The organism is Mycobacterium sp. DL440 (assembly GCF_011745145.1).
In the GTDB taxonomy this organism is placed as follows: Bacteria; Actinomycetota; Actinomycetes; order Mycobacteriales; family Mycobacteriaceae; genus Mycobacterium.
In genome coordinates, this window is record NZ_CP050191.1 from 2,920,254 (window position 1) to 2,945,664 (window position 25,411).

General features: G+C 66.1%; 21 protein-coding genes and 1 pseudogene. 11 read left to right on the plus strand and 11 right to left on the minus strand.

Annotated features, from left to right (window positions below):
* Positions 1-8 precede the first annotated feature (8 nt).
* From HBE63_RS14160 to HBE63_RS14180, 5 genes are read left to right on the plus strand one after another with little or no spacing between them, the layout of a single operon-like run.
* Positions 9-1,532, plus strand: a complete 1,524-nt coding sequence (locus tag HBE63_RS14160; RefSeq protein WP_166909790.1) for an ABC transporter substrate-binding protein — start codon at positions 9-11, stop codon at positions 1,530-1,532.
* Positions 1,529-2,515 carry an ABC transporter permease gene (locus HBE63_RS14165; protein WP_371814992.1) on the plus strand — a complete coding sequence of 329 codons (987 nt, stop codon included), beginning with the start codon at positions 1,529-1,531 and terminating at the stop codon, positions 2,513-2,515. Before HBE63_RS14160 ends, HBE63_RS14165 begins: the two co-directional genes overlap by 4 nt.
* A complete protein-coding gene (locus HBE63_RS14170; protein ID WP_166905301.1) occupies positions 2,512-3,393 on the plus strand; it encodes an ABC transporter permease in 882 nt (293 codons plus the stop codon). The genes HBE63_RS14165 and HBE63_RS14170 overlap by 4 nt, the downstream gene beginning before the upstream one ends.
* The gene (locus HBE63_RS14175) at positions 3,390-4,955 is read left to right on the plus strand and encodes an ABC transporter ATP-binding protein (protein WP_166905302.1); all 1,566 of its coding nucleotides are present in this window, start codon (positions 3,390-3,392) and stop codon (positions 4,953-4,955) included. The genes HBE63_RS14170 and HBE63_RS14175 overlap by 4 nt, the downstream gene beginning before the upstream one ends.
* Before the next feature lie 3 nt (positions 4,956-4,958).
* Positions 4,959-5,699: an SDR family NAD(P)-dependent oxidoreductase gene (locus HBE63_RS14180; protein WP_166905303.1), complete on the plus strand. Its 741-nt coding sequence runs from the start codon at positions 4,959-4,961 to the stop codon at positions 5,697-5,699.
* A 40-nt stretch (positions 5,700-5,739) separates the two neighbouring features.
* On the opposite strand, the gene HBE63_RS14185 is transcribed toward HBE63_RS14180, so the two are convergent.
* Positions 5,740-6,567, minus strand: coding sequence for a universal stress protein (locus HBE63_RS14185; protein ID WP_166905304.1), 828 nt, complete (start codon positions 6,565-6,567; stop codon positions 5,740-5,742).
* Between the two features lie 166 nt (positions 6,568-6,733).
* Here HBE63_RS14185 and HBE63_RS14190 point away from each other — a divergent pair, with 166 nt between their 5' ends.
* Positions 6,734-8,305 (plus strand): adenylate/guanylate cyclase domain-containing protein, encoded by a 1,572-nt coding sequence (locus HBE63_RS14190; protein ID WP_166905305.1) that lies wholly within the window; start codon positions 6,734-6,736, stop codon positions 8,303-8,305.
* Here HBE63_RS14190 and HBE63_RS31930 read toward each other — a convergent pair.
* The 3 genes and pseudogenes from HBE63_RS31930 to HBE63_RS14205 form a co-directional block, all read right to left on the minus strand.
* Positions 8,254-9,900, minus strand: a pseudogene (locus HBE63_RS31930) (serine/threonine-protein kinase). The gene HBE63_RS14190 and the pseudogene HBE63_RS31930 sit on opposite strands and share 52 nt — an antisense overlap.
* 100 nt (positions 9,901-10,000) lie before the next feature.
* Positions 10,001-11,257, minus strand: coding sequence for a formamidase (gene fmdA / locus HBE63_RS14200; protein WP_166905306.1), 1,257 nt, complete (start codon positions 11,255-11,257; stop codon positions 10,001-10,003).
* Positions 11,258-11,276: 19 nt separating this feature from the next.
* Positions 11,277-11,501 (minus strand): zinc ribbon domain-containing protein, encoded by a 225-nt coding sequence (locus HBE63_RS14205; RefSeq protein WP_371814993.1) that lies wholly within the window; start codon positions 11,499-11,501, stop codon positions 11,277-11,279.
* Positions 11,502-11,770: 269 nt separating this feature from the next.
* Between HBE63_RS14205 and HBE63_RS14210 the strand changes: the two genes are divergently transcribed.
* The 3 genes from HBE63_RS14210 (at position 11,771) to HBE63_RS14220 (ending at position 17,960) form a co-directional block, all read left to right on the plus strand.
* Positions 11,771-13,705 carry an ABC transporter ATP-binding protein/permease gene (locus HBE63_RS14210; RefSeq protein ID WP_166905308.1) on the plus strand — a complete coding sequence of 645 codons (1,935 nt, stop codon included), beginning with the start codon at positions 11,771-11,773 and terminating at the stop codon, positions 13,703-13,705.
* A 143-nt stretch (positions 13,706-13,848) separates the two neighbouring features.
* A complete protein-coding gene (locus tag HBE63_RS14215) occupies positions 13,849-16,704 on the plus strand; it encodes an RND family transporter (RefSeq protein ID WP_166905309.1) in 2,856 nt (951 codons plus the stop codon).
* A gap of 89 nt (positions 16,705-16,793) precedes the next feature.
* Entirely contained in the window at positions 16,794-17,960 is a 1,167-nt protein-coding gene (locus tag HBE63_RS14220) for a N(5)-(carboxyethyl)ornithine synthase (RefSeq protein WP_166905310.1), read from the plus strand.
* A 4-nt stretch (positions 17,961-17,964) separates the two neighbouring features.
* On the opposite strand, the gene HBE63_RS14225 is transcribed toward HBE63_RS14220, so the two are convergent.
* Entirely contained in the window at positions 17,965-18,537 is a 573-nt protein-coding gene (locus tag HBE63_RS14225; protein WP_166905311.1) for a TetR/AcrR family transcriptional regulator, read from the minus strand.
* Positions 18,538-18,614: 77 nt separating this feature from the next.
* Between HBE63_RS14225 and HBE63_RS14230 the strand changes: the two genes are divergently transcribed.
* Positions 18,615-19,790 (plus strand): FAD-dependent monooxygenase, encoded by a 1,176-nt coding sequence (locus HBE63_RS14230; RefSeq protein ID WP_166905312.1) that lies wholly within the window; start codon positions 18,615-18,617, stop codon positions 19,788-19,790.
* 4 nt (positions 19,791-19,794) lie between these two features.
* Here the strand turns inward: HBE63_RS14230 and HBE63_RS14235 are convergent, their stop codons facing one another.
* The 6 genes from HBE63_RS14235 to phoA all read right to left on the minus strand — a co-directional run bounded on the left by HBE63_RS14235 (position 19,795) and on the right by phoA (position 24,568).
* Entirely contained in the window at positions 19,795-20,412 is a 618-nt protein-coding gene (locus tag HBE63_RS14235; protein ID WP_208301369.1) for a TetR/AcrR family transcriptional regulator, read from the minus strand.
* A gap of 10 nt (positions 20,413-20,422) precedes the next feature.
* Positions 20,423-21,496 carry a dihydrodipicolinate reductase gene (locus tag HBE63_RS14240; RefSeq protein ID WP_243858654.1) on the minus strand — a complete coding sequence of 358 codons (1,074 nt, stop codon included), beginning with the start codon at positions 21,494-21,496 and terminating at the stop codon, positions 20,423-20,425.
* A 9-nt stretch (positions 21,497-21,505) separates the two neighbouring features.
* On the minus strand, positions 21,506-22,363 hold the full coding sequence (locus HBE63_RS14245) for an SDR family NAD(P)-dependent oxidoreductase (RefSeq protein WP_166905313.1): 858 nt from the start codon (positions 22,361-22,363) through the stop codon (positions 21,506-21,508).
* A 44-nt stretch (positions 22,364-22,407) separates the two neighbouring features.
* On the minus strand, positions 22,408-22,554 hold the full coding sequence (locus HBE63_RS14250) for a hypothetical protein (RefSeq protein WP_166905314.1): 147 nt from the start codon (positions 22,552-22,554) through the stop codon (positions 22,408-22,410).
* Between the two features lie 9 nt (positions 22,555-22,563).
* Positions 22,564-22,887, minus strand: coding sequence for a hypothetical protein (locus tag HBE63_RS14255; RefSeq protein ID WP_166905315.1), 324 nt, complete (start codon positions 22,885-22,887; stop codon positions 22,564-22,566).
* A gap of 169 nt (positions 22,888-23,056) precedes the next feature.
* On the minus strand, positions 23,057-24,568 hold the full coding sequence (phoA, locus tag HBE63_RS14260; protein ID WP_166905316.1) for an alkaline phosphatase: 1,512 nt from the start codon (positions 24,566-24,568) through the stop codon (positions 23,057-23,059).
* A gap of 253 nt (positions 24,569-24,821) precedes the next feature.
* On the opposite strand from phoA, the gene HBE63_RS14265 reads away from it, so the two are divergent.
* On the plus strand, positions 24,822-25,313 hold the full coding sequence (locus tag HBE63_RS14265) for a hypothetical protein (protein ID WP_166905317.1): 492 nt from the start codon (positions 24,822-24,824) through the stop codon (positions 25,311-25,313).
* Positions 25,314-25,411 lie beyond the last annotated feature (98 nt).

Genomic DNA, 25,411 nt, shown 5'->3' on the forward strand with positions numbered 1-25,411 from the left:
GACCAGCGGTGAAAACGTTGGCAGCAGTCCTGGTGTTCGTGCTGGCTGCCTGTACGACGGCCTGCTCCACCGGCAACGGGGTGAACCTCGGCGACGAATCGTCGGGCAACCTCATCGCCGCCATCGCCGGCGAACCCGATCAACTCGACCCGCACCGGACGAGTGCCTACTTCTCGTTCGAAGTCTTGGAGAACGTGTTCGACACGCTCGTCGAACCGGACGAGAACCTGCAGATGCGCCCCGCGCTGGCCCGGTCGTGGGAGGTCAGCGACGACCAACTGGCCTGGACCTTTCACCTGCGCGACGGTGTGCGCTGGCATGACGGCAGCCCGTTCACCGCCGACGACGTGGTGTATTCGTACCGGCGCATCATCGATGAGCAGCTGACCAATGTCGACAAGTTCAGTGCTGTCATCGGTGTCTCGGCGCTCGATCCCTCTACCGTCCGGATCACGGTCTGCCAGCCCACCCCGAACCTGCTGACCAATCTCGGCGGCTTCAAAGGCATGGCGATCGTGCAGCGGGCCAATGTCGAGAGCGGGCAGATCGCAGCCCATCCCATCGGCACGGGCCCGTTCTCGTTCGCCGCACGGCGTAGCGGCGACTCGATCACGCTCAAGGCCAATCCGCACTACTGGGGAGGCCCTCCCCCGATTTCCGGGGTGACGTTCCGCTTCATCTCCGAGCCGTCGACGGCGTTGTCGGCGCTGCAGGCCGGCGAGGTCGACTGGACGGATTCGGTGCCGCCGCAGCGCGTGGCCCAGTTGCGCGACGACGACTCCCTCACACTCGCGGTGACGCCGGGCAACGACTACTGGTACCTGGCACTCAACGAGGCCCGGCCGCCGTGGAACGACCCACGGGTACGCCAGGCCATCGCGTATGGCATCGACCGCGACGCGATCGCGGCGGCCACCAGCTACCGCACCGCCGCGACCAACCAGCTGGCGATCCCGCAGGGCAGCCCCTGGTTCACCGACTACCACCGCTACCGCTACGACCTCGATGAGGCAAAAAAGCTGCTGAGCCAGGCCGGTGCCGCACCACACGACCTGGACATGCTGGTGACCAGCGAGTACCCCGAGACGGTGACGGCGGCCCAGATCATCGCCGACAACCTTGCGCCCCTTGGCATCACGGTGAACATTCGCACCGTGGACTTCGCCACGTGGCTCGACGAACAGAACACCGGCCACTTCGACATGCTGATGATGGGCTGGCTCGGGAACATCGACCCGGATGACTTCTACTACGCTCAGCACCACACGAACGGCACCAGCAATGCCCAGAAGTTCTCCGACCCCGAGGTTGACCGTTTACTGGACGCGGGCCGCACCGAAACCGATGTCGCCAAGCGAAAAGACCTCTACGCCAAGGCCGCAACCCGGATCGCGGATGAGGTCAGCTACATCTACCTGTACAACCCGTCGGTGATCCAGGCGTGGGCCAACAACCTGTCGGGGTATCAGGTGCGCCGCGACGGCGCCGTCCGATTCCGCACCGCCGACCTGGATCGAGGTGAAATCAGGTGAACCTGGCCACTTTGAACAAGGTCCGTGCGAGCCATCCGATCGTCGAGTTCCTGGCCCGACGGCTGCTGTACTCGGCGGTGGTGCTCATCGGGGTCCTCATCGTGGTATTTGCCTTGGTGCACCTGGTGCCGGGCGACCCGGTCCGGATCGCGTTGGGCACCCGCTACACCCCGCAGGCCTACGACGCGCTGCGCGCGGCCAGCGGCATGGACCGGCCCATCGTCGAGCAGTTCTTCTCGTACCTCGGCTCGGCGCTCACCGGCGACCTCGGGGTCAGTTTCCGCAACGGCGACCCGGTCACGCTGACCCTGCTCGACCGACTGCCGGCGACGTTGTCCCTCGGGGTGGTCGGCATCCTCATCGCCCTGGTGATCGCACTGCCCGCCGGCATCTTCTCGGCGCTGCGGGAAGGCCGGGTCAGCGACGCGATCGTGCGGGTCGCCAGCCAGTTCGGCGTATCGGTCCCGGATTTCTGGTTGGGGATCCTGCTGATCGGGCTGTTCGCCTCGACGCTGGGCTGGTTGCCGACCTCGGGATACCGCCCCCTGCTTGCGGATCCGGGCGGCTGGTTGCGCCACATCATCCTGCCCGGGCTGACAGTGGGCCTGGTGGCCGGCGCGATCATGACCCGCTACGTGCGCTCGGCGGTGCTGGAGGTCGCCGCCATGGGCTATGTCCGCACCGCACGGTCGAAGGGCCTGACCCCACCGGTGGTCACCTTCCGCCACATCGTGCGCAATGCTCTGCTTCCCGTGTTGACCATCACCGGAATCCAGTTGGCCACGATCCTGGGCGGCGTGATCGTGGTCGAAGTCGTGTTCGCCTGGCCAGGTTTGGGCCGGCTGGTGTTCAATTCCGTTGCCGCCCGAGATTATCCGGTGATCCAGGGCGCGGTGCTGTTGATCGCGGTGCTGTTCCTGTTGATCAACCTGCTGGTGGATGTGCTGTATGCGATCGTCGACCCGAGGATCCGGCTGTCATGACCACTTCTGAGAATTACCGCGTCGCGTCATGGCGGCTGTTGTTGTCCAATCCGGTGACGGCGATCAGCGCCGCGGTGCTGCTGGCCGTGCTGGTCGTCGCGGTTGCCGCCACCTGGATCACGCCGTACGGCATCAACGACATCGACGTGCCCAGCGCGCTGCAGGGCCCCGGCACCGCCCACTGGTTCGGCACCGATGAGCTCGGCCGCGACGTGTTCTCGCGGGTGCTGGTGGCGATCGCGGCATCGCTGCGGGTCGCGGTGGTCTCGGTGGCGCTGGCCGCGGTGATCGGCGTGATGGTCGGTGTGCTCGCCGGTTACCGGGGCGGCTGGATCGACACCGTGGTGATGCGCGTCGTCGATGTGATGTTCGCCTTCCCGGTGTTGCTGCTCGCACTCGCGATCGTCGCGGTCCTCGGCCCCGGCATCACCACCACCATGCTGGCCATCGGGATCGTGTACATCCCGATCTTCGCGCGGGTGGCCCGGGCATCGGCCTTGGGCGTACGGGTGGAACCGTTCGTCGCGGTGTCGCGGAGCATGGGCACCGGCGACGGCTACATCCTGATGCGGCACATCCTGCCGAATATTGCCGGGCCGTTGATCGTTCAGCTGTCCCTGTCACTGGCGTTCGCGATCCTGGCCGAAGCCGCGCTGTCGTTTCTGGGGTTGGGCATCCAGCCGCCGCAGCCGTCGCTGGGCCGGATGATCTTCGACGCCCAGGGGTTCGTCACGCTGGCCTGGTGGATGGCAGTGTTTCCGGGCGCGGCGATCTTCGTGATGGTGTTGGCGTTCAACCTGTTCGGCGACGGGATGCGCGATGTGCTCGATCCCAAGCAACGCACCTCGATCGAGGCCAGAAGGGCGGGGCGACGATGACGGCACCGGTACTGAAAGTCAACGACCTGAAGGTGGCCATCGGCCGCCGCGAGATCGTGCAAGGTGTGTCGTTCGAGGTGCACCGCGAGCAGACGATCGGCATCGTCGGCGAGTCCGGATCGGGCAAGTCGATGACGGTGCTGGCCGCCACCGGTCTGTTGGACGCGCCGGGTGCGGTGACCTCCGGTGCGAGCACGCTGGCCGGTGGCACCCAACTCATCGGGGCGTCGGCGCGGGCACTGCGGGCCGTGCACGGTAGCCGGATCGGATTCGTCTTCCAGGATCCGGGGACATCGCTGAATCCACTGCTGACGCTGGAACGTCAGATCACCGAAACCCTTGAGACACATCGCAAGATGACCCGACGTCAAGCGCGCACCCGGGCCGGCGAGCTGCTCGACGCTGTCGGACTCCCCCAGGGGCGGCTCGATGCCTACCCGCATCAACTGTCCGGTGGGCAACGCCAGCGGGTGATGATCGCGATCGCCCTGGCCTGCGATCCGGAACTGCTCATCGCCGACGAGCCGACCACCGCGCTCGATGTCACCACCCAGGCCCAGATCATCGATCTGGTCGGCGATCTGCAACGGGATTTCGGCACCGCGGTGGTGTGGATCAGCCACGACCTCGGGGTCATCGGCCAGGTGGCCGACGAGGTCACGGTGCTGCGCGACGGAGAGGTCGTCGAGCAGGCTCCGATCCTCGATGTGTTCGACCATCCGCAGCGCGCTTACACGCGGGAGTTGCTCGAGGCCCGTCCATTGGTAGACGGGCCCGGGCCTGACTCCGCCCCCGATGACGCACCAGTTCTGTTGCAGGCCAACGGACTTGAGGTGCGCTACGGCGCGGTGCAGGCGGTCAAGGACGTGTCGTTCGAGATCCGACGGGCGACGACGTTGGGGATCGTCGGTGAATCCGGCTCGGGCAAGTCGACGGTGGCCGCCGCTCTGACCGGGCTGGCCGCACCGTCGGCAGGTACCGCAACGCTGGCCGGAGACGACGTATTCGCCGGCGGACGTGAGCTACGCCGGCGAATCAGCCTGGTGTTCCAGGACCCGTTCGCCTCACTCAATCCGCGAGCCCGGGTCAACTCCGCGATCGGTGAGCCGCTGCGCGTACACCGCTTGGCCACAGGGCGGCGCGGCCGCGCCGAACGGGTGGCTCAGCTGCTCGAGCTCGTCGGCCTGCCAACAGATTTCGCATCCCGCTATCCGCACGAACTGTCCGGAGGGCAACGTCAGCGCGTCAGCATCGCCCGGGCTCTGGCCACCGAACCCGACGTGTTGATCCTCGACGAGTCCACGGCATCGCTGGACGTGTCCGTGCAGTCGCGGGTGCTTGACCTGCTGTCCGAGCTACAGCGTGAGCTGGGCCTGACCTATCTCTTCATCGCACACGACCTGGCGGTGGTGCACCGCATGTGCCACGACGTGCTGGTGATGCGCGCCGGCGAGGTGGTCGAATACGGCCCCGCCGCCGAGTTGTTCGCCACCCCCCGGCACGAGTACACCCGCACACTGCTGGCCGCGGTTCCGCCGGCCAGGCCGCGTGAGAAGGTGTGAGCCATGACTGCTCTGGATGGAAAGGTCGCGCTGGTCACCGGTGCCTCATCGGGACTCGGCGCGGCGGTGGCCCAATTGTTCGCCACACGTGGCGCGAAGGTGTTCGGTGTGGCCCGAGACGCCGAGCGGATGGCGACGGTGTTCGAGGATGTGCCCGGCGGCGCGTATGCGTCCGTGGACATCTCCTCCTCGGAGGCGTGCCGCGACGCGGTGGCGCAGTGCGTCGAGAAGTTCGGCCGACTCGACGCGCTGATCAACGTCGCGGGCTTTCACCAGATGCGCCACACCGTCTCGGTGACCGACGAGGACTGGGACAAGGATCTCGCCGTCAACCTCAACGGCCCGTTCTTCCTGTGCCGGGCGGCGCTGCCGCATCTGTTGGAGGCCGGCGGCAACATCGTCAATGTCGCGTCGATCGCCGGCATCGAGGGCGAGGTGTACTCGGCGGGCTACTGCGCAGCCAAGCACGGACTCGTCGGGCTGACCCGCGCCCTGGCCATCGAGTTCACCTCGGAACGCCTCCGCGTCAACGCGGTGTGTCCGGGCGGCATGCTGACCCCGCAGACCACCGAGTTCGCCGCCCCGGAGGACGCGGACTGGAATCTGATCATGAGGATCGCCGCGCCCCGCGGAATGATGGACGTGGCCGATGTCGCCAAGACCATCGCGTTCCTCGCCAGTGACGACGCCTCCGCCGTGCACGGTGCGGTCTACATCGTCGACGCGGGTAAGACAGCGGGATGAGCACCGCCGTGCTCTCGCGCGCGACGCGTCGCAGCGGGACCTAGCCGCCCGGCACCACCAGGACCGGCCGGTACGTGCGCTGCAATGTCGCCGCCGCCACGCTGCCCAGCAGCACCTTCTTCAGCGCGGACCGCCCGCGCGAGCCCACCACCACAACACCGGCCCGTTGATCGTCGGCGAAAGCCACCAGCGCGTCGGCCGTCGCACCGGCACCCGATCCGCGGAACCGGGGTACGAGATGCGCAGCCTGGGCGGCGGCGACGTCGACCGCACCACCGTCGTCCACGCCGACCGAGACCACCTCACGGTCGGGGAATAGGGCGCCGGCCGCGGCCAGCGCCCGATCGGAACCCTTTGAACCGTCGACACCGACCACGACCGGCCCGTCGGCCACCGCGTCGTATTCAGCCGAGATCATGTTCTGGGACACCACGAGCACGGCGCGGGGTGCATGGTGCACCACCAGATCCGAGACGCTGCCCAGCTTCGAGTCACTCGCGCCCGCGCCGCGCGCACCGACGATCAGCACGTCGGGTTCGAGGTGTTCGGCCACCTGTGCCAGCCCGAGGCCTTCCCCCGCCCAGGTGCGCTTGACCAGCGCCTCGGGATTCCAGCCGGCGGCCCGGGCCAGGATCATGCCGGTGTCGACCAGCCGCGCGGCCTCACCCTCGCTCTCACTGTCGACGAGATCGATCAACTCGTCGACGTTGCGCGCCGAGTGCCGCAACCGGGCCCGCAGCCCCTTACTGCCGAACGGTGGCGTGCACAGATAGACGATTACCGCATCGGCCGCCGGGAACAGTGCAGCACCGTTGTTGATCGCCGCGTTGGCCGCCAGCGACCCGTCATAACCGAGCACTACCTTCATCTGCGTCCCCTGGTTCCGTTCGTGCGGCCGGAGTTCGTGTATCCGATTCCAGACTAAAGGGCCGATGGCAGTGTCCATAGGCTCCGGATCGACTTGGGACACCGACCGGAACACAGGTAGCCGACTACCCTATCGGCCGTTCGGGTTACGCGCGCAAGCTCAGCTCATGGACGCCACCGTCACCGGCTTGTCCCGCTACGCCGGAGCCGAACTGCGTGATCAGACCTTCAAGCGCTGGGTGCGCAGTGCGGCCGTGGTCAGCGCCGGTGGCGGCGGGATAGTCGGCGCCTTCCTGGCCTTCGCGGCCCCCATCGTGTTGAGCCCGGCCGACACTCAGCGCCTGTTGATGCGCGGCGGCACCGTACTCATCGTGTTCCTGGCTGTCGCGGTCCCGGTGATGATGCGGGTACGGCGTCACCGGTTCGCCGCCGGCACCGCCTGGCTCAGTGAGAACCGTCCACCCACTCCACGGGAACAGCGGATGACGCTGGGCGCCTCCGGGGAGGCGGTGCGGTTGTCGGCCGCGGTGTGGGGTGTCGGTGCGGTGGTCTTCGGGTCTCTGGCGCTGAGTCAGCAGGTGTCCACCGCGGTGTACATCTTCAGCGTGGTGGCGCTTGGCGGCATCTCGACGAGCGCGGTCTGGTATCTGATCGTCGAGCGGGTCATGCGGCCGGTGTCGGCTCGTGCCCTCGACGGCATCGCCTCGGACCGGCGATTCGGGCCGACGGTCGGGCGCAGGCTCGTGATGGCCTGGCTGCTGGCCACCGGGGTTCCGCTGTTCGGCGTCGCCGTATTGGCGGTCGGCTACCTCGCCGACGTCGGCTTCCGGGCTCAACGCACCTTCGCGGCCATCCTGATTCTGGTGGCGGTGGCAATCGTGGTGGGACTGTTCGCGATCCTGATCGCCATCCGGTCGGTCACCGAACGGGTCACCGCGCTGCGCCGCGCCCTGGCCCAGGTTCAGGCCGGTGACTTCCGTGCACGGGTCGAGGTCGACGACGCCAGCGAGATCGGGCGGCTGCAAGCCGGTTTCAACACGATGACGGCAGGCCTGGCCGAACGGGAGCGCATCCGCGACGCCTTCGGAACCTATGTGGATCGCGATGTGGCCGAACACATTCTGTGTGCCGCCGGGTCGGTGGAGGCTCAGGAGGTAGACGTCACCCTGATGTTCGTCGACGTCCGGGGATTCACCACGCTCGCCGAGCGGTTGCGGCCCACCGAGGTGGTCACCACGCTGAACCGGCTGTTCGAGCGGATCGTGCCGATCGTGCACGACCACGGCGGCCATGTCGACAAGTACGCGGGCGACGGCCTGATGGCCGTGTTCGGCGCGCCCCGGCACCAGGACCGTCACGCTGACGACGCGCTGGGCGCCGCATTGCAGATCGCCGCCGCCGTGCACGACGAGTTCAGCGGCACGCTATCGGTGGGCGTCGGACTGAACTCCGGGCCGGTCGTGGCCGGAAATGTCGGTGGCGCAGGCCGTTTGGAGTTCTCCGTGATCGGCGACGCGGTGAACATCGCCGCCCGGGTGGAAACCGCGACCCGCCAGACCGGCGACACGGTGCTGCTCACGGCTGCCACATTGAGTCAACTCACCAGGGACCAAGGCGATTTCGAGGCGCGCCCGGGGCTGGCCCTCAAGGGCAAGACCAATCCGGTGGCCGTGTACGCCCCGGCGTTTCAGCGCGCGCCGTACTCCAGGGGCGGTTCCGACGAATCGACTTTGCCGTAACTGCTGATGGTGAGTCCGTCGGGCCCAACCTCATAGCGTGCACCGTCGGCGGGGTTGGTGGCCACGAAGCCGTTGCCGGACCGTTCGGCGGTGGGGATCTGGAGATTGGCGCCGTCGCTGAGGCGCTCACCGCGGTAGGAGAAGGAGTCAGGGCCGCTCTGGCAGATCACCGCCAGTGAGGACGCGGTCCGGATCACCGCGGCGGGGGTGGTTCCCTCGAGGCAGCGCGCGGTGTGGTCGACGAAGCCCTGCTCGTCGGTGCCGCTGACGTCGGCCGTCGCCGAACCGGCCTTGGTGGTGCTCGTCGGCGCTTCGGATGTCGAGCTCGGCGGGGACGGTACGGCCAGCGTCTCGCGGGTGGAGGCACCATCGCCGCCACTCGCCAGAACTGCGGCCAGCACGGCGGCGATCCCGAACAGCCCCACCGACACCACGATCAGGATGAGCTGGGCCCGGCTGAACCGCGGCTTGCGGGCCGGGGCCTGCGGTACCTGAGGTGGGGGCGGCGCCGGCGGATACGGGGTGAATCCGGTGTGCTCCGGGTTCGGGTAGATCGAGGAGAACTCGCGGGTGCCCGGCGGGTGCGGATGTGGTGCTGTGGCTTATACACATTTGAAGGTGCCGACGAAGAGGATAGTGTAGTTCACGGTGGGCGTAGTGTATGTGATGTCTCGCTGTATGTTGATGACGGACTGTAGTGTACTAGACTACGTGTATGTGTGTGTGTTAGTTATGTGTATAAGGGACAGGGGGCGGGCGGCACCACCCGCCGCGCGGGCAGCCTTGGCCAGTTCACCAGCACTGGAATAGCGGTCCACGGCGTCCTTGGCCATCCCCTTGGCGACGACCTCGTCGAATGCGCGCGGTATGCCGCGGCGCATGATGCTGGGCCGCGGCGCCGGAGTGAACATGTGCGCACTCATCAGTTGGCGCAGATCACCGGTCTCGAACGGTGGCCGGCCGATCATCATCTCGTAGAGCAGGCAGGTCAGCGCATAGACGTCGGCGGCCGGTCCGACCGGGCCACCGGAGAACCGCTCGGGTGCCATGTAGGCGCTCGACCCGATCAGCACGCCCGTCATCGTGACGCTGGCCTCACCCCCGACGTGAGCGATACCGAAATCCACCAGGTAGGCGAAGTCGTCCGGGGTGAGCAGCACGTTCTCCGGTTTGATGTCGCGGTGCACCAGGCCGTCGGCGTGCGCGGCGTCCAGCGCCGCGGCCACCTGCGTGACGATGGCGGTGGCACGTCCCGGAGTGAGCGGGCCGTTGGTCCGCAGCAGTTCCTTGACGCTGGCGCCGTCGACCAGGCGCATGTCGATGTACAGGACGCCGTCGATCTCGCCGAAATCGTGCACCGGGATGACGTGGGGTTCCTGCAGCCGCGCCGCGACCCGGGATTCACGCCGGAACCGCGCCTGAAAGCTCGCGTCGGCGGCGATCTCGGTGCGCAGCAGCTTGACCGCCACCATGCGTTCCTTGACCGTGTCGTAGGCGCGGTACACCTCACCCATTCCACCGACACCGATGAGCGATTTCAGCTCATACGGCCCGAACCGGGTGCCGAGGCGCGAGGCACCGGGAGGCGGCGTCATTGCACGATCCTTTCAGCCCTCCCCGACTGTCGACGGTCCGCCGACCGTGCCGCACCGGCGCGGCGCATCGGGGTCCGGTGACGAGGATATACGTGCGCCGTCAGCCGAACGACGAGTGCGGGGCCCCCATGCCCGGGTCGATCTTCGTCGGCCCCGAGACCGACGGCGCGATCGGGAAATCGAAGATCGCCGTCGGGATGTACACCGTCGCACAGGCATTCGGGATATCGACCACGCCGGACAGGCGCCCCTCGATGGGTGCCGCACCCAACAGCAGGTACGCCTGCTCGGGGCTGTAGCCGAATTTCGTCAGATACTCGATCGCGTGCAGGCAGGCCCGCTGGTAGGACAGGTGCGAGTCCAGGTAGCGCTGCTCACCGTCGAGGGTGACAGAGGTGCCGGAGAAGGCGATCCATTCGGAGTACTGCGGATCGGTATTGCCGGGCATGAATATCGCGTTCTCGCTCACCCCGTAGGTCTCCATGCCGCCGGGGATGACGTCGACGCGCAGGTCGATGAAGCCGCCCATCTCGATGGCACCGCAGAAAGTGATCTCACCGTCGCCCTGCGAGAAATGCAGGTCGCCGACCGAGAGGTTCGCCCCGTCGACGTACACCGGATAGAACACCCGACTGCCCTTGGTGAGGTTCTTGATGTCCTGGTTGCCGCCGTTCTCCCGCGGCGGCGCGGTGCGGGCGGCCTCGGCCGCGGCCAAGGTGGCGGCGTCCCCGGTCAGCCCGCCGAGGATCGCGTCGCGCGGCTCCGGCGGCAGGGCCAACGGCGGCACCCGGTCGGGGTCGGTGGCGATCAGTGCCGCCTCACGGGTGTTCCACTTCGCCAGCAGGCCGGTCGAGGGTGCGGTGCCCATCAGCCCGGGGTGCACGATGCCGGTGAACTCCACGTGCGGGACATGGCGTGAGGTGGCCTTCTGACCGGAGAAGTCCCAGATCGCCTTGTAGGCGTCGGGGAACTGATCGGTGAGGAACCCGCCGCCGTTGAGCTTGGGAAAGATGCCCGTGTAGCCCCAGCCCTGGCCGGCCAGCGGCCCGGAGTCCTCTTGCGGGATGGGGCCGACGTCGAGGATGTCGACGATGAGTAGATCGCCCGGTTTGGCGCCCTCGACGGCGATCGGGCCGGAGAGCACGTGCACCGTCGTCAGCGGTGCGTTGAGGATGTCGTCGGCCGAATCGTCGTTGACGATGGCACCGTCGAACCACTCACGACAGTGCACCCGGAACGAGTCACCCTGCTTGACCGTCACCGCCGCCGGGATGTCGGGGTGCCACCGGTTGTGGCCCAGCTTCTCCTGATCGGTGAACTTCTTGGTCGAGTCGAGGGGAAATACGAGTTCAGGCATTGATCCTCCTTCACAGAATTCAGGGACGGGGCAACTTCTGATGGAGCGGGTTGGTGGTGACTTTCTGCCCCCGGCCACCGGATGGCGGTGCGGCCACCACTGCGGGACGGTCGGCCGACGTGCGTGTCGCGTCCTGAAGCGCCATGGCGGTCGAGGCGCCGCGGCCCAGGTTCGGCGAGGAGATCATTCGGCGGGCGGCCGCGCCGCAACTGGGGCAGTCGATGACGTCCGGACGCCCGCTCATCGAATACATCTTTTTCGTCACGCCGCAACCGGACGCACAACGAAATTCGTAGAGAACCAACAGATTTCCTCACGGGTCCGAAGGCGGAAACGACATATGCGACGTTACCCATACGTGCCGATCTTGGCGCGCCGATTCGGGGACATTCGGCACCGGACGCAGGAACGCCGGCCGACCCTTCCCTGCCGCATCCGACTGGGGCAGCGCGTCCTGCGGTAGCTTCACGCAGACGTGCCCGAAAACCAGTCGGCAGATCCTGAGGATGTCTCGTGAATGACGTCAAACCGTTCTCACCCTCGATCGACTGGAGTTCGGAGCTACTGCACTCGCTGTGGTGGCTGGCGCAGGCCTGGACCATCACCGCGGTCTGCACGCTGGCCGTGCTGGTCTTGCTCGCCCGTTTCACCACGTGGGGTCGGCAGTTCTGGGCCGTCACCGGTGCCTACTTCACCGGGCGCCACAGTCTCAAGCCGTGGCTGATCTTGTCCGCGATGTTGCTGTCGGTGATCATCGGCGTCCGGTTGTCGGTGTTGTTCAGCTACCAGACCAACGACCTGTTCACCTCCGCGCAGATCGCGGTCCAGGGTTTGGCCACCGGCAACGACGAGGTGAGAGACTCTGGCATCAGGGGGTTCTGGATCGCGCTGCTCACCTTCTCGGTGCTGGCCGCGATCCTCGTCACCCGAGTGATGGTCGACCTGTTCATGACGCAGCGCTTCATGCTGGCCTGGCGCACCTGGCTGACCGACCGGCTCACCGGTGACTGGCTCGACGGCCGCGCCTACTACCGGTCCCGGTTCATCGACCAGACCATCGACAACCCGGATCAGCGCATCCAGTCCGACGTCGACGTGTTCACCGCACTGTCGGGCCCACAGCCCAATACCCCGCACCAGACGAGCAACGGCACGCTGCCCTTCGGCGCGATCTCGGCGATCGTCTCGGTCGTGTCGTTCACCTCGATCCTGTGGAACCTCTCGGGTGACCTCAATGTCTTCGGCGTCGACGTACCGCGGGCGATGTTCTGGTCGGTGTTCGTCTACGTCGCATTCGCCACCGTGATCGCGTTCGCGCTCGGCCGACCACTGATCCGGCTGTCGTTCAACAACGAAAAGTTCAACGCTGCATTCCGTTACGCATTGGTACGCCTGCGCGACGCCGCCGAGTCCGTCGCGCTCTACCGCGGCGAGAAGGTCGAGCGGTCACAGCTGCGGGAACGCTTTGCCGCCGTCGTCACCAACTACAAGCACTTCGTCAACCGGACCATGGCCTTCACCGGCTGGAATCTGTCGATGAACAACATCATCATTCCGCTGCCGTGGATGCTGCAGGCCCCGCGGTTGTTCACCGGTCAGATCCAGCTCGGAACCGTCAGCCAGTCGGTGTCCGCCTTCGGTGCCATCCAGGACGCGTTGTCGTTCTTCCGCAACTCGTACGACACCTTCGCGGGCTACCGGGCGTCGATCATCCGTCTGCATGGGCTGGTTGCCGCCGACGAGCAGAGCCGGGAACTGCCCAAGCTGGATGTCGCGGATCTCGCCACGGACACCGACAGCCTCGTCGAGCTCGGCGACGTCGAGGTACGCAACCCGGCCGGCGAGCAGTTGATCGACGATCTCAGCCTGTCCCTGGCCGCCGGCGAGGCGATGATCATCACCGGCAAGTCGGGCACCGGCAAGACCACGCTGCTGCGCAGCATCGCCCAGTTGTGGCCGTACGCCTCAGGTTCGGTGCGTTGCCCGCAGGGCGACAACGAGACGCTGTATCTGTCGCAGGTTCCCTACATTCCGTTGGGTGATCTACGGACCGTGGTGTCCTACCCGCACCAGCCCGGGGAGTTGCCCGACACGGCGCTACAGGATGCGCTGCTCGCGGTCGCGCTGCCGCGCTATGTCGACCGGCTCGACGAGGACGCCGATTGGGCCAAGGTGCTCTCCCCCGGCGAGCAGCAACGCGTCGCGTTCGCCCGGGTACTGCTGACCAAACCCAAGGTGACGTTTCTCGACGAGGCGACCTCGGCGCTCGACGAACCGCTGGAGTTCATGATCTACAGCCTGATCCGCCGCGAACTGCCCGACACCGTGCTGGTCAGCGTCACCCACCGCTCCACGGTCCATCGCCACCACAACACCCACCTGGAACTGCTCGGTGACGGCCAGTGGCGCCTGGGCCGCGTCGACGACATCGAACCAGTCGGCGTGTAGCGCCTGTTGGCGGCGGCTGGCGGCCTATCGCCATACCTCCGTCTGGTAAGACGGGTGGGAACGACACCACGTAGTAAGGTAAGCCTTCGCACAATGCCCGACCGCTGCATCGTGCTCACCCCACCGACCACCAAGGGTTCCTGATGGCCGATTCCAGAGCCCCCCACACCGGGGTTGCTCGATGGATCCGTCGACTCGCCATTCCGGTGATTGTCGGCTGGATCGCCCTCCTCGCGTTTCTGAGCGTGACCGTTCCCCCGCTCGAGGTGGTCGGCCAGATGCGCTCGGTGTCGATGAGCCCCGACGAGGCACCGTCGGTGATCGCGATGAAGCGCGTCGGCAAGGTGTTCGACGAGTTCCACTCCGACAGCTCGGCGATGATCGTGCTGGAGGCCCAAGGGGACGGGGCCAAGCTCGACGCTGATGCCCACCGGTTCTACAACGACATGGTCGACCGGCTCGAGGCCGACAAGAAGCACGTCGAGCATGTCCAGGATTTCTGGGGCGACCCGCTGACCGAGGCCGGCGCCCAGAGCAATGACGGCAAAGCCGCTTACGTGCAGGTGTATCTCGCCGGCAACATGGGCGAGTTGCTGGCCAATGAATCGGTGGAAGCCGTCCAGAAGCTGATCGCGGAGCTGTCGCCGCCGCCGGGCCTCAAGGTGTACGTCACCGGACCCACCGCCCTGGCGGCCGATCAGCAGATCTCCGGCGACCGCAGCGTCAAGATCATCGAAGGCGTCACGTTCCTCGTCATCATCACGATGCTGCTGCTGGTGTACCGGTCGATCATCACGGTGCTCCTGGTGCTGGCGATGGTCGTGATCGAGCTGTCGGTGGCCCGCGGGTTCGTCGCATTCCTGGGCTATCACAACCTGATCGGCCTCTCGACCTTCGCGACACAGCTTCTGGTCACGCTCGCGATCGCCGCGGCCACCGACTACGCAATCTTCTTGATAGGCCGATATCAGGAAGCCCGCAGTGTGGGCGAGGACCGCGAACAGGCCTATTACACGATGTTCCATGGCACCGCCCACGTGGTGCTCGGCTCCGGTATGACAATCGCCGGGGCGACATTGTGTCTGCATTTCACCCGGTTGCCCTATTTCCAGACCCTCGGTATCCCGATGGCCGTCGGTATGACCGTCACGGTGCTGGCGGCGTTGACGCTGGGACCCGCGGTCATCACGGTGGCCAGCCGGTTCGGCAAGGTGCTCGAGCCCAAACGTGCCATGCGCATCCGTTTCTGGCGTCGGCTGGGAGCCTTCGTGGTCCGCTGGCCGGGTCCGGTGCTGCTGGGCACCATCCTGCTGTCCTTGGTCGGTCTGCTGACCCTGCCGGGCTACCGGACCAATTACAACGACCGCAACTATCTGCCGACCGATCTGCCTGCGCAGGAGGGTTACGCCGCGGCCGACCGGCACTTCTCGGCGGCGAAGATGAACCCCGAGCTGTTGCTCATCGAAACCGATCACGACGTCCGCAATTCCGCGGACTTCCTGGTGATCGACAGGATCGCCAAGAAGATCTTCGAGGTGCCCGGGGTCGGGAGCGTGCAGGCCATCACCCGCCCGCAGGGTGAACCGCTGGAGTTCAGCACCATTCCCGCTCAGATGAGCATGGGTGGGGTCATGCAGACCATGAACCGCAAGTACCTCACCGACCGCGCCGACGACATGTTGCTGCAGGCCGACGAGATGCAGAAGACCATCAACACGATGGATCAGATGATCACGCTGATGGTGGAGATGAGCTCCATCACGCACAACATGGTCGGCAAGATGGACACGATGGTCGTCGACGTCAAGGAACTCCGGGACCACATCTCCGATTTCGACGACTTCCTGCGCCCGCTGCGCAATTACCTGTACTGGGAACCGCACTGCTACGACATCCCGGTCTGCTGGTCGATGCGCTCGGTGTTCGACGGCCTCGACGGTGTCGACGCCCTGACCGACAGCATCCAGGAACTGATGCCGGACATGCACCGGCTCGACGCCCTGATGCCGCAGATGGCCACGATGATGCAGCCGCAGATCGAGACGATGCGGACGATGAAGACGATGATGCTGACCATGTACCAGACCCAGAAGGGTCTGCAGGATCAAATGGCAGCGATGCAGGACAACCAGACCGCCATGGGCACGGCGTTCAACGACTCCAAGAACGACGACACTTTCTATCTGCCGCCGGAGATCTTCAACAACGCCGACTTCAAACGCGGTATGAAGAGCTTCATCTCCCCCGACGGAAAAGCGGTGCGCTTCATCATCTCTCACGAGGGTGACCCGCTGACGCCCGAAGGCATCGGACTCATCGACGGGATCAAGCTGGCCGCCAAGGAGGCCATGAAGAACACGCCGTTCGAGGGTTCCAAGATCTACATGGGCGGTACCGCGTCGGCCTTCAAGGACATGCAGGAGGGCAACAACTACGACCTGATCATCGCCGGGATCTCGGCGATGTGCCTGATCTTCATCATCATGCTGATCATCACGCGCAGCCTGGTAGCCGCCGCGGTGATCGTCGGTACCGTACTGGTGTCGCTGGGAACCTCGTTCGGATTGTCGGTTCTGGTGTGGCAGCACCTGTTGGGTATCGAACTGCACTTCATGGTGATGGCGATGGCGGTGATCGTGCTGTTGGCCGTCGGCGCGGATTACAACCTGCTGCTGGTGGCGCGACTCAAAGAGGAATTGCCCGCGGGTATCAACACCGGCATCATCCGGGCCATGGGCGGCAGCGGATCGGTGGTGACCGCGGCGGGACTGGTGTTCGCGTTCACCATGATGTCGATGGTCGTCAGCGAGATGATCGTGGTCGCCCAGGTGGGCTCGACGATCGGGCTCGGCCTGCTGTTCGACACCCTGGTGATCCGGTCGTTCATGACACCGTCGATCGCGGCCCTGATGGGCCGCTGGTTCTGGTGGCCGCAACTGGTGCGTCAGCGCCCGGCGCGCGGTGTGGTGGCGCGAGCGATGGAGCGCACCGGCCGCTGATGGTTCTGGCGGCCCTCCGCGCCGCGTAGTGTCTACGACATCGGGACCACACCAAGGTGGCTCAGGCTCACTCCATCGAGGTGTCACGCATGACCAGAAGTACTGAGGCAAAACAGCTTTCGTTAGGCGTGCTGGCGCACTCCCGGAAGCCCAACGAGCGCAGGCTGCCCATTCACCCGGCTCATTTCAGCCGGATCGATCCACCGATGCGGCAACGGATCTTCCTTGAGCGCGGCTATGGCGAGGAGTTCGGCGCCACCGATGACGTACTGGCCGAGTTGGTCGGCGGCATCAGGACCCGCGAGGAGATCATCGCGGACTGCGACATCATCCTGCTGCCCAAGGTGCAGGCGGAGGATCTGGCGGAGCTGAGGGTGGGACAAGTCGTCTGGGGGTGGCCGCACTGTGTGCAGGATGCCGCCCTCACGCAGATCGCGATCGACCGGCGGCTGACGCTGATCGCCTTCGAGGCGATGAACCACTGGCAGGCCGACGGTGGATTCGGTCTGCACGTCTTCCACAAGAACAACGAGCTCGCGGGTTACTGCTCCGTGCTGCACGCGATGCAACTGGCCGGAATCACCGGCAGCTACGGTCGTCGGCTCCGCGCCGCCGTCATCGGATTCGGTGCCACGGCCCGCGGCGCGGTCACCGCTCTCAATGCCCACGGCGTCGATGATGTCCATGTCCTGACGAACCGTGAGGTGGCGGCCGTCGGATCACCCATCCACTCGACGCAGATCGTGCAGATGGGACGCGACAAGGAAACTCCTGAGCGGACGTGGGCCGACACCCCAGCGGACGGCGTGGTGCCGGTGGCTCGTTTCCTTGCCGAGAACGACATCGTCGTCAACTGTGTCTTGCAAGATCCCAACGCTCCGCTCATCTTCGTCACCGAAGACGATCTGCCCATGTTCAGCCCAGGCAGCTTGCTCGTCGACGTCTCCTGCGATGCCGGCATGGGCTTCAGCTGGGCGCGCCCGAGCTCGTTCACCGACCCGGTCTGCATGGTGGCCAACGACGTCTACTACTACGCCGTGGACCACAGCCCGTCCTACCTATGGAACTCCGCGACATGGGAGATCAGCGAGGCGCTGATGCCGCACATCGAGACTGTGCTCGACGGCCCGGCAGCGTGGGATGCGGACAACACGATCTCGCGGGCCATCGAGATCCGCGAAGGCACCGTACGGAACCCCGACATCCTGAAATTTCAGCACCGTCAGGACGCCTACCCGCATCACGTCTTCCGGTAGATCCTCAGCTGACGGGTTCGGTGACAGCCGCGGTGATCAACAGGTCCGCGGCCGCGTCGACCCGCGCCCGGTCGGTGGTCACCAACCCGTCCTGGCACAGGCCACGCAAACCGGAGACCACCAGTGTCGCGCGCGCACGCGCGTCATCGGGGCCGTAACCGATCGCTGACAACGCCTCGGAGATGGGGGCGATCATGACCTCGACGGCCGTCCGGGCGGCCTCGCCATAGGTCTCGGGGTCGGTGATCGCCAGGCTGAGGACCTGAAGCAGCAACCGCACATTGCGACGGTCACCGCCGCGGGTCAGCGCCCGCCACAACTTCTGTGCGGAATCGACGAACTCGCCCGGGTTGGTGACACCGCTGAACATCTCCCCCAGCTGCGGGCGGCTCGCGTCCAGCGCCTGAACCAGTAACTGGGCACGATCACCGAAGTAGTACAGCAACATGCGCTTGCTGGTGCCCAGGGCCAGCGCCATCGGCGCCAGCGACATCTCGCCGATGCCGTGTTGTTCGAGGTAGCCCACAACGCCCTTCAGCAACTCTTCACGTTTGGCGGGGTCTGCGGTTCGGGGCACCCCTTGACTGTACCGATCGGTACATTTATAGTCAATAGCGTACCGGTCGGTACATTTTAGTGATTGAGGAGAAACTCATGACTGGGCTCCGAGTTGCCATTGTGGGCGCCGGCATCGGCGGTCTGACCGCTGCGATCGCCATGCGCGCCAACGGAATCGATGCGACCGTGTACGAGCAGGCGCACGAACTCAAGGCGCTCGGCGCGGGCGTCTCCATCGCGACGAACGGGTCGCGCATCCTCACCCGCCTCGGGGTGGGCGACGCGTTGGCAGCGATCGCCGGGCCGGTCACGCACTACCAGTTCCGTACCTGGCAGGCCGAACCGATCGCAGGCGAGCCCTCGACTCTCGGCTTCGGGGACCCCGCGAGCACCTGGTGCCTGCACCGCGGCGAGTTCCAGAGGGCGCTTGCCGACGCACTGCCCGCGGGGGCCCTGCGGTTGGGTCGCTCCTGCGTCGGGGCCACCGAGCATCGCGACGGGGTCCGTGTCGAATTCTCGGACGGCACAACGGTCGACGCGGACCTGCTCGTCGGCGCCGACGGTATCCACTCCCGCCTTCAGGGCAAAGTCACGCCCGCGGCCGCACCCGTGAGCGAGGGAATCATGGCCTACCGCGGGCTCATTCCCGCCGACCGGCTGCGCGGCGTCGCAGATATGACTGCCAGCTCCATGTGGCTGGGCCCCCGCCAGAGCTTCCTGGCCTACCCGGTATCCGCCGGCGAACTCCTCAACATCGTGGCGTTCGTCCCCACCAATCTCACCATCGCCGAATCCTGGACTGCCCCTGGTGAAGTCGCCGAGCTCGCCACTGCATATCACGGCTGGGATCCCCGGGTGCCGGCGATCATCGACGCGATGGATTCCACCTTCCGGTGGGGAATCTACGACCGCGAACCGTTGGATCGGTGGGCCACCGAACGGATCACCCTGCTGGGCGACAGTGCCCATGCGGTCACTCCGCACCTCGGACAAGGAGCCAATCAAGCCATCGAAGACGCAATGACGTTGGCCGTGCTCCTGCGTGGCGCGAAGCCCGGCGAGATCAGCGCGCGTCTGCGGCGGTACGAGGACCTACGGATGGACCGCACCGGCCATGTGCGCCGGCAGGCGCGGCACGCCGGGCGCATCTACCGCTCCACCGATCTCACCCCGCGGGCACAGGCTGACCAACTGCACGCGATCCTGGACAGCGTCGCCATCAACACCTACGACGCCGAGCGGGTCGCCGAGAACGCGGGGCTGGCCGCCTGAGGGGTCAAGTCCGCCGTTCGGCCTCGATGTAGGCCGCGAGGACGTCGGCCAGGGTCTCCAGCTCTCTCGACGAATCGATCGGTGTCGGCCAGACCATCTGGGCCACGACCAGACCGCGCAGTGTCGCCCAGATCAGGTTTCCGATCCCGGCGCCCTGCGGCGCGGACAGCCCTTCGGCCAGGTAGGAGCCCAGCCGGTTCAGGTGCTCCATCAGCTCGGCCAGGTGGGTGTTGGCCGAACTGTCCCGCATCCCCCGCGTCGAGATCAGGATCTCCAGGGCCGCCATCGACACCGGGCTGGAGAACGCCCGCCAGACGATATCGACGATTACCGCGGTGCGGGCCCGGGTCGTCATGTCCTCGTCGAAGGCGGGTAGGTCGGCCAGCGTTTCGGCCAAATCACCGAATCCGTTGTCCACCACGGCCATCAGCAGTCCATCGAGGTCGCCGAAGTGGTACTGAACGACACCCCATGTCACCCCGGCCCGGCCGGTGATGTGCCGGACACTGGGCGGGGTGAACCCTTCGTCCAGGATGCAGCGCACCGTTTCGGCGATGACTGCCTCACGGGTGCGTTCGGCACGAGCCTGGCTTCCGGTGGCAGGCCGACGACGTGCGGTCATGGTCGCGATATCACCACATCACCCCGCGGAGGTGATCCAGCGGGCGCAGGTCATGGGCGGCCAGGATGCCGCTGGGCGCGGAGCACGCCACGTCGATCGCGTTGATGGCGCGCGCGGCCGTGGCGATCACGCCGCCCTCGTTGTGGTCGACGCCTGACCCACCGACGTGGGTGTTGATCTCGACGCCGGGGCTCCCCTCGACGACAACGCGGTGCACACCGGGGTGGCCGTCTGGCGGGTACGGCCATTCCGGGGCGGCCACCTCGGTCAATCTGTTGACATGTTCCATCGTGATGACCGCCGCGCCGTCGCGTATCCCCTCGACACCAAACCGGACCGCCGCCACCTGCCCGGGGTCGACGTTCATCATGGTGCACTCGATGGGTACGGCGGTGACCCAGGGCTCCCAACGCTCACGCACCTCGTCGAGTGTCACTCCCAGGTCGTCAGCCAGGCTGCGAACTTGCGCACCCCACATCGAGGCCAGCACACCGGGCAGGGACATCACCGGCCGGTGATCGGCGGGCGTGCCGAAACCGAAACTGGCACCGGTGAATTCGGCGTCGTCATAGGACCCGTAGTCAAAGACCTCCTGCACCGTGATCGCGGTGGCGCGCGCTGCCAGGCTCAGCGCGGCGTAGACCAGCGTGTCCCCGGAGAAACCCGGGTCGATCCCGTTGATGTACAGCGTGGAATTCCCGGCGGCACAGGCGTGCCGCAGTGGTCCGCTCAACCACTCCTCGGCCTGATCGGGTGCGACCATCCACACGAAGGAGGTACCGACGACGTTGGTACCGGCCCGCAGAAAGCGGGTGATGTCGGACAGTGCCTCGGTTGGGCGGGTTTCGGCTTGCGATGTGTAGACGACGCAGTCGGCGTTCAGGCCGACCAGTTGATCGATGTCGTCCGTGGCAATCACCCCGGTCGCTCCGTCGATGCCGCACAATTCTGCCGCGTCGCGCCCGATCTTGCCGGGGCTGGACGCATGCACCCCGACGAGCTCGAGGTCGGGGCGCTCGATGAGGCTGCGTAGTGCGTGCCGGCCCACGTTGCCGGTGGAGAACTGGATGACACGACGGGACAAGGGATCTCCTCAGAGCAGGTCGGTGATGGTCTTGAGGCCCGCCTCGTAGAGGACGCCGGGCAGCATGCCACCGTCGATCTCAATGGTGGTTCCGTTGATGAAATCGGCTGCTCCGGAGGCGAGAAACACGCACGTGCGGCCGACCTCGGCCGGCTCTCCGCCCCGCTTCATGGGGACGGCGCCGAAGTACTTCGAGCCCGTCGGATCGTCCTTGGGCAGGACGAAGGACCGGAAGTTCTCGGTGATCGTCGGCCCGAGCGCGACACAGTTGACCCGCGCCTTGGGGCCCCACTCCTCGGCCAGCGAGCGGGTCAGTTGGTTGAGGCCAGATTTGGCCGCACCGTAGGACACCAAGGTCGGGGAACCGGCCGGGTGCCCCGCCCCGCTGGAGACATTGATGATGCACCCGGTGCCGTCCTGGGTCTTCATCTCACGAAACACGCGGACCGCGAACCACAGTGGACTGATCAGGTTCATCTGGACGGCGAACGCGTGGAACAGCGCGGTGCGCTCGAAGTCGTCGCCGGAGGACGGCGCACCCTGGATCCGCGACACCAGGGCTGGAATGTCTTCGGCGTGCGGGGCAGGAACGGTGCCACCGGCGTTGTTGATCAGAATGTCGATGCGGCCGTAGGTGTCGGCCACCTGCTGCACGAATGCATCGATCGCGCGGTAATCACCTTGGTCACAGACCAATTGGGCAGCGCGATCCCGCCAACCGTCCTCGATTCCCGGAATCTGCGGCAGCGCCGATCGCGAGCACCCGACGACGGTTGCCCCGGCGCGAAGCAGTTCATGCGCGATGCCCACGCCCACACCGCGGCTGGTTCCGGTGACGACGGCGACTTTGCCTTCGAGTGATGCCACGAACTAGAAAATTACACGTTTAATGTTTTGGCGGCAATGGTGCGCTATCTGCCGTTGACCAGCAGCGCCGCTTCCTGCGGGGTGAGCAAGCGTTCCTGCTTGGCGGGATACCGCCGGCTCTTGATGGGGCACCGGATCAGCGAGAGGGCGATCCGTGCGGGTCGCGCGTCAACGGTTCGGCTGATGTACATGACGGCTCCTTACACCCCGGGCAGCATCGGGTAGGCGCCGGTGGGTTGTTCAACGGTGCCGACCGGTTGTCGAACAGCGGCGCCCGGCCCGCCGAAGCTCGGCGAAGTACCGCCGCCACCGGTCAGTATCGACAACAGGGACGCGTAGTCGTCGATGGCATTGACCAACGCGCCGGGGTCGAACGGCACCGCGGGTGCCTGATCATCGGACGGCAGCGGTGCCCGGGGCGTGGCGGCCGCCAGACCGCTGCTCACCGTCACTGCCGCCAGCGCGCCGGCGATGCTCAGCGCCGTATACCCGAACAATCGGCCGAAGGTGGTGTGCGCTGTCATGGTGTTCTCCCCGATCTGACGTGGCGTGCATCAGTGCACTTGTGTCACTCGGGCAACACTGGTCCGCAATGGTCACATTCAGGCCACGGCACCATCACAAATCGCACGCTATGGCGTGGCTTTACCTTTGCCCGCAACCTGCTGTGAGAAGGTGCCGCGCTCCGCGAGGTCAGTTGTCGTTCAATCCCAAGGCGCGGGTCATCGTGAAGAACAGGTCGGTCTGATCCGTCAGCCCGACGACGTTGGCCGCACTCGGACCGTAGGCCGCGATGCGCAACTGGGATCCGGTGTGGCCCTGGTCCATGGCGTCGAGGTTGTCCGACGTGCCGTAGGAGATGGTCAGGTCCTGTCCGTCCTTGCTGTGGAGCACGCGGGTCAGACCCGGGTAGATGGCGTCGCGGGTGACCTCGAACGGCAGCTTGGCCTCGGCCGCGGCATCGCGGACGTCGTCAAGGTTGATGGTCTCGACGATCTGGCTGCTGTGGGCATGATCGGCGGTGACGATGACCAGGGTGTCCTTGTTCTCCTTGGCGAAGTCGAGAGCCACCTTGGCGGCCTCGTCGAGGTCGACGGTCTCGCCGATCTGCCCGCAGGGGTTGGCGGCATGGTCCTGCTTGTCGATCGAGGCTCCCTCGATTTGCAGGAAGAATCCGTTCTCATTGCCCTTCAGCAAGTCGATGGACTTCCCGGTCATGGCAGCCAGCGTCGGCACCGATGCGCCACGGTCCGCGTTGTCCTTGCACTCGACGGCCGGCTCCAGGTAGCCGCCCTTGCTCGCGACCGGGCCGGTCCAACGGGTCGGCATGTTGCCCTCGGCGAACAGACCGAGCAACGGAGCATCCTGGTCCGCCTTGTCGGCCTTCCCGAGTTCGTCGGCGTTGCGCACGATGGTGAAGCCACGCTCCTTGGCCTGGACCTCGAGCGTCTTTCCTTCGTAGTCACCGGCTTTGGCGACCTGCTGGAAGGTTTCGGCGCCGCCGCCCATCACGAGGTCGGCGCGCGTGGTGAGCAGCTGTTCGGTGATCGACCCGTTGCCGCCCTTCTCCAGAGCATTGGTCGTGCATTTCGCGGTCGTCTCATCCGGCCCGTAGCACTTGCGCCCGGTGACGTGCGCGAGTTGCACTGCCGGCGTGGCGTCCTGGATCTCGGAGGTGGAGATGTCACCCGTCGCCTTGCCCGCGTCCTTGGCGAGCTGCAGCAGCGTCTTCTGATCCTTGCCGTGGATGTCGACCGAGACGGCACCGTTGTAGGTCTTGGTGCCGGTGGCCCAGGCCGATCCACTGGCGGCCGAATCGGTCACGTAGGTGGGCTTGCCGTCCTTGTTCAGGGAGTAGTGGGTGTACTGGCCGGTCAGCGGGAAGGCGTCGAGACCCGGGAAGGCACCGCCCGCTCCATGGGCATAGTTGCGGGCAACCGTGATCTCGGAGTCACCCATCCCGTCGCCGATCAACAAGATGACGTTCTTGGCGCCGGTGTTCTTGATGGAGTCGGCGATCAGCGTGCTGCGGTCGTCACCGGCGCGGGTCGCGCCGCCGTGCTCGGACAGGGCGCCCTTGGCGGTGGGATCGAGTAGCGGAAAGGAGGAGTTGCCAGCCGTGCGGTCAGCGCCGCCGCCGCACGCGGCGGCCAAGCTCGCCGTACACGCCACCGCCACCGCCACCGCGAACCGCTTGCGCCTCATCCGAGTCTCCGTATCGTCGTCATCTCCACCAAGCCCACACATGGTTGAAGCCACAGGTGAACCGATGTTTGCCCGACAGTCGACACCCGGGTAACGGCAATCAAACAGATAGCCGGCCTATCGGCGTCGACGGCTGCGACAACGGGTACGACGCGTTGTTGCAATCGGAACTACCTGGCCATTTCTGACGTCAATATTGTCCAAACGCCTTTGCCCGCATTGGTACCGTGCGGCGAGACGAACGGGGATGCCCATGACCAAGCACATCACCACCTGCCTCATCGGAGCGATGGCGATCGGCCTGGCCGCCACGGCGTGCAGCCCGGTGACCGAGAAGGCCGAAGCCACGACCACCACGACTGCGCCGCCGGACACTAATGTCACGACGACCGCGGCTGCGGGCGCTGGATCGCTGACGTCACTGTTGCCGACACCGGCCGACGTGCAGCAGACCAACGGACCCGACGACATCGCCGACGGCGGAATCCACCTGCACTACCAGGTCAACGGGGCGCCGGATGCCGTGATGACCGCGTACAAGAACGCGCTGCAGGACAAGGGCTGGGCCCTTACCACGATCATCTCCTCCAGCGGTGGCGGAGGCGGCGGGGCCACCTATACCGGCACTCACGGTGACGCCTACGGCGTATTCGACGGCGGTGGGTATGCCAACACCACCTACATCGACGTGTGCAGCTGGCCCGCCAAGCCGGCGAATCCCAACTGCAGTCGCGGCGATCGTTAGCGACGCTTCGCCTGGCCAGTTGCGCACCCGCTCGCCAAAGCAGCGCGGGCAGCAGCCGTCACCCGCAGGCAACTCATCAGATTCGACATTACGGGCTT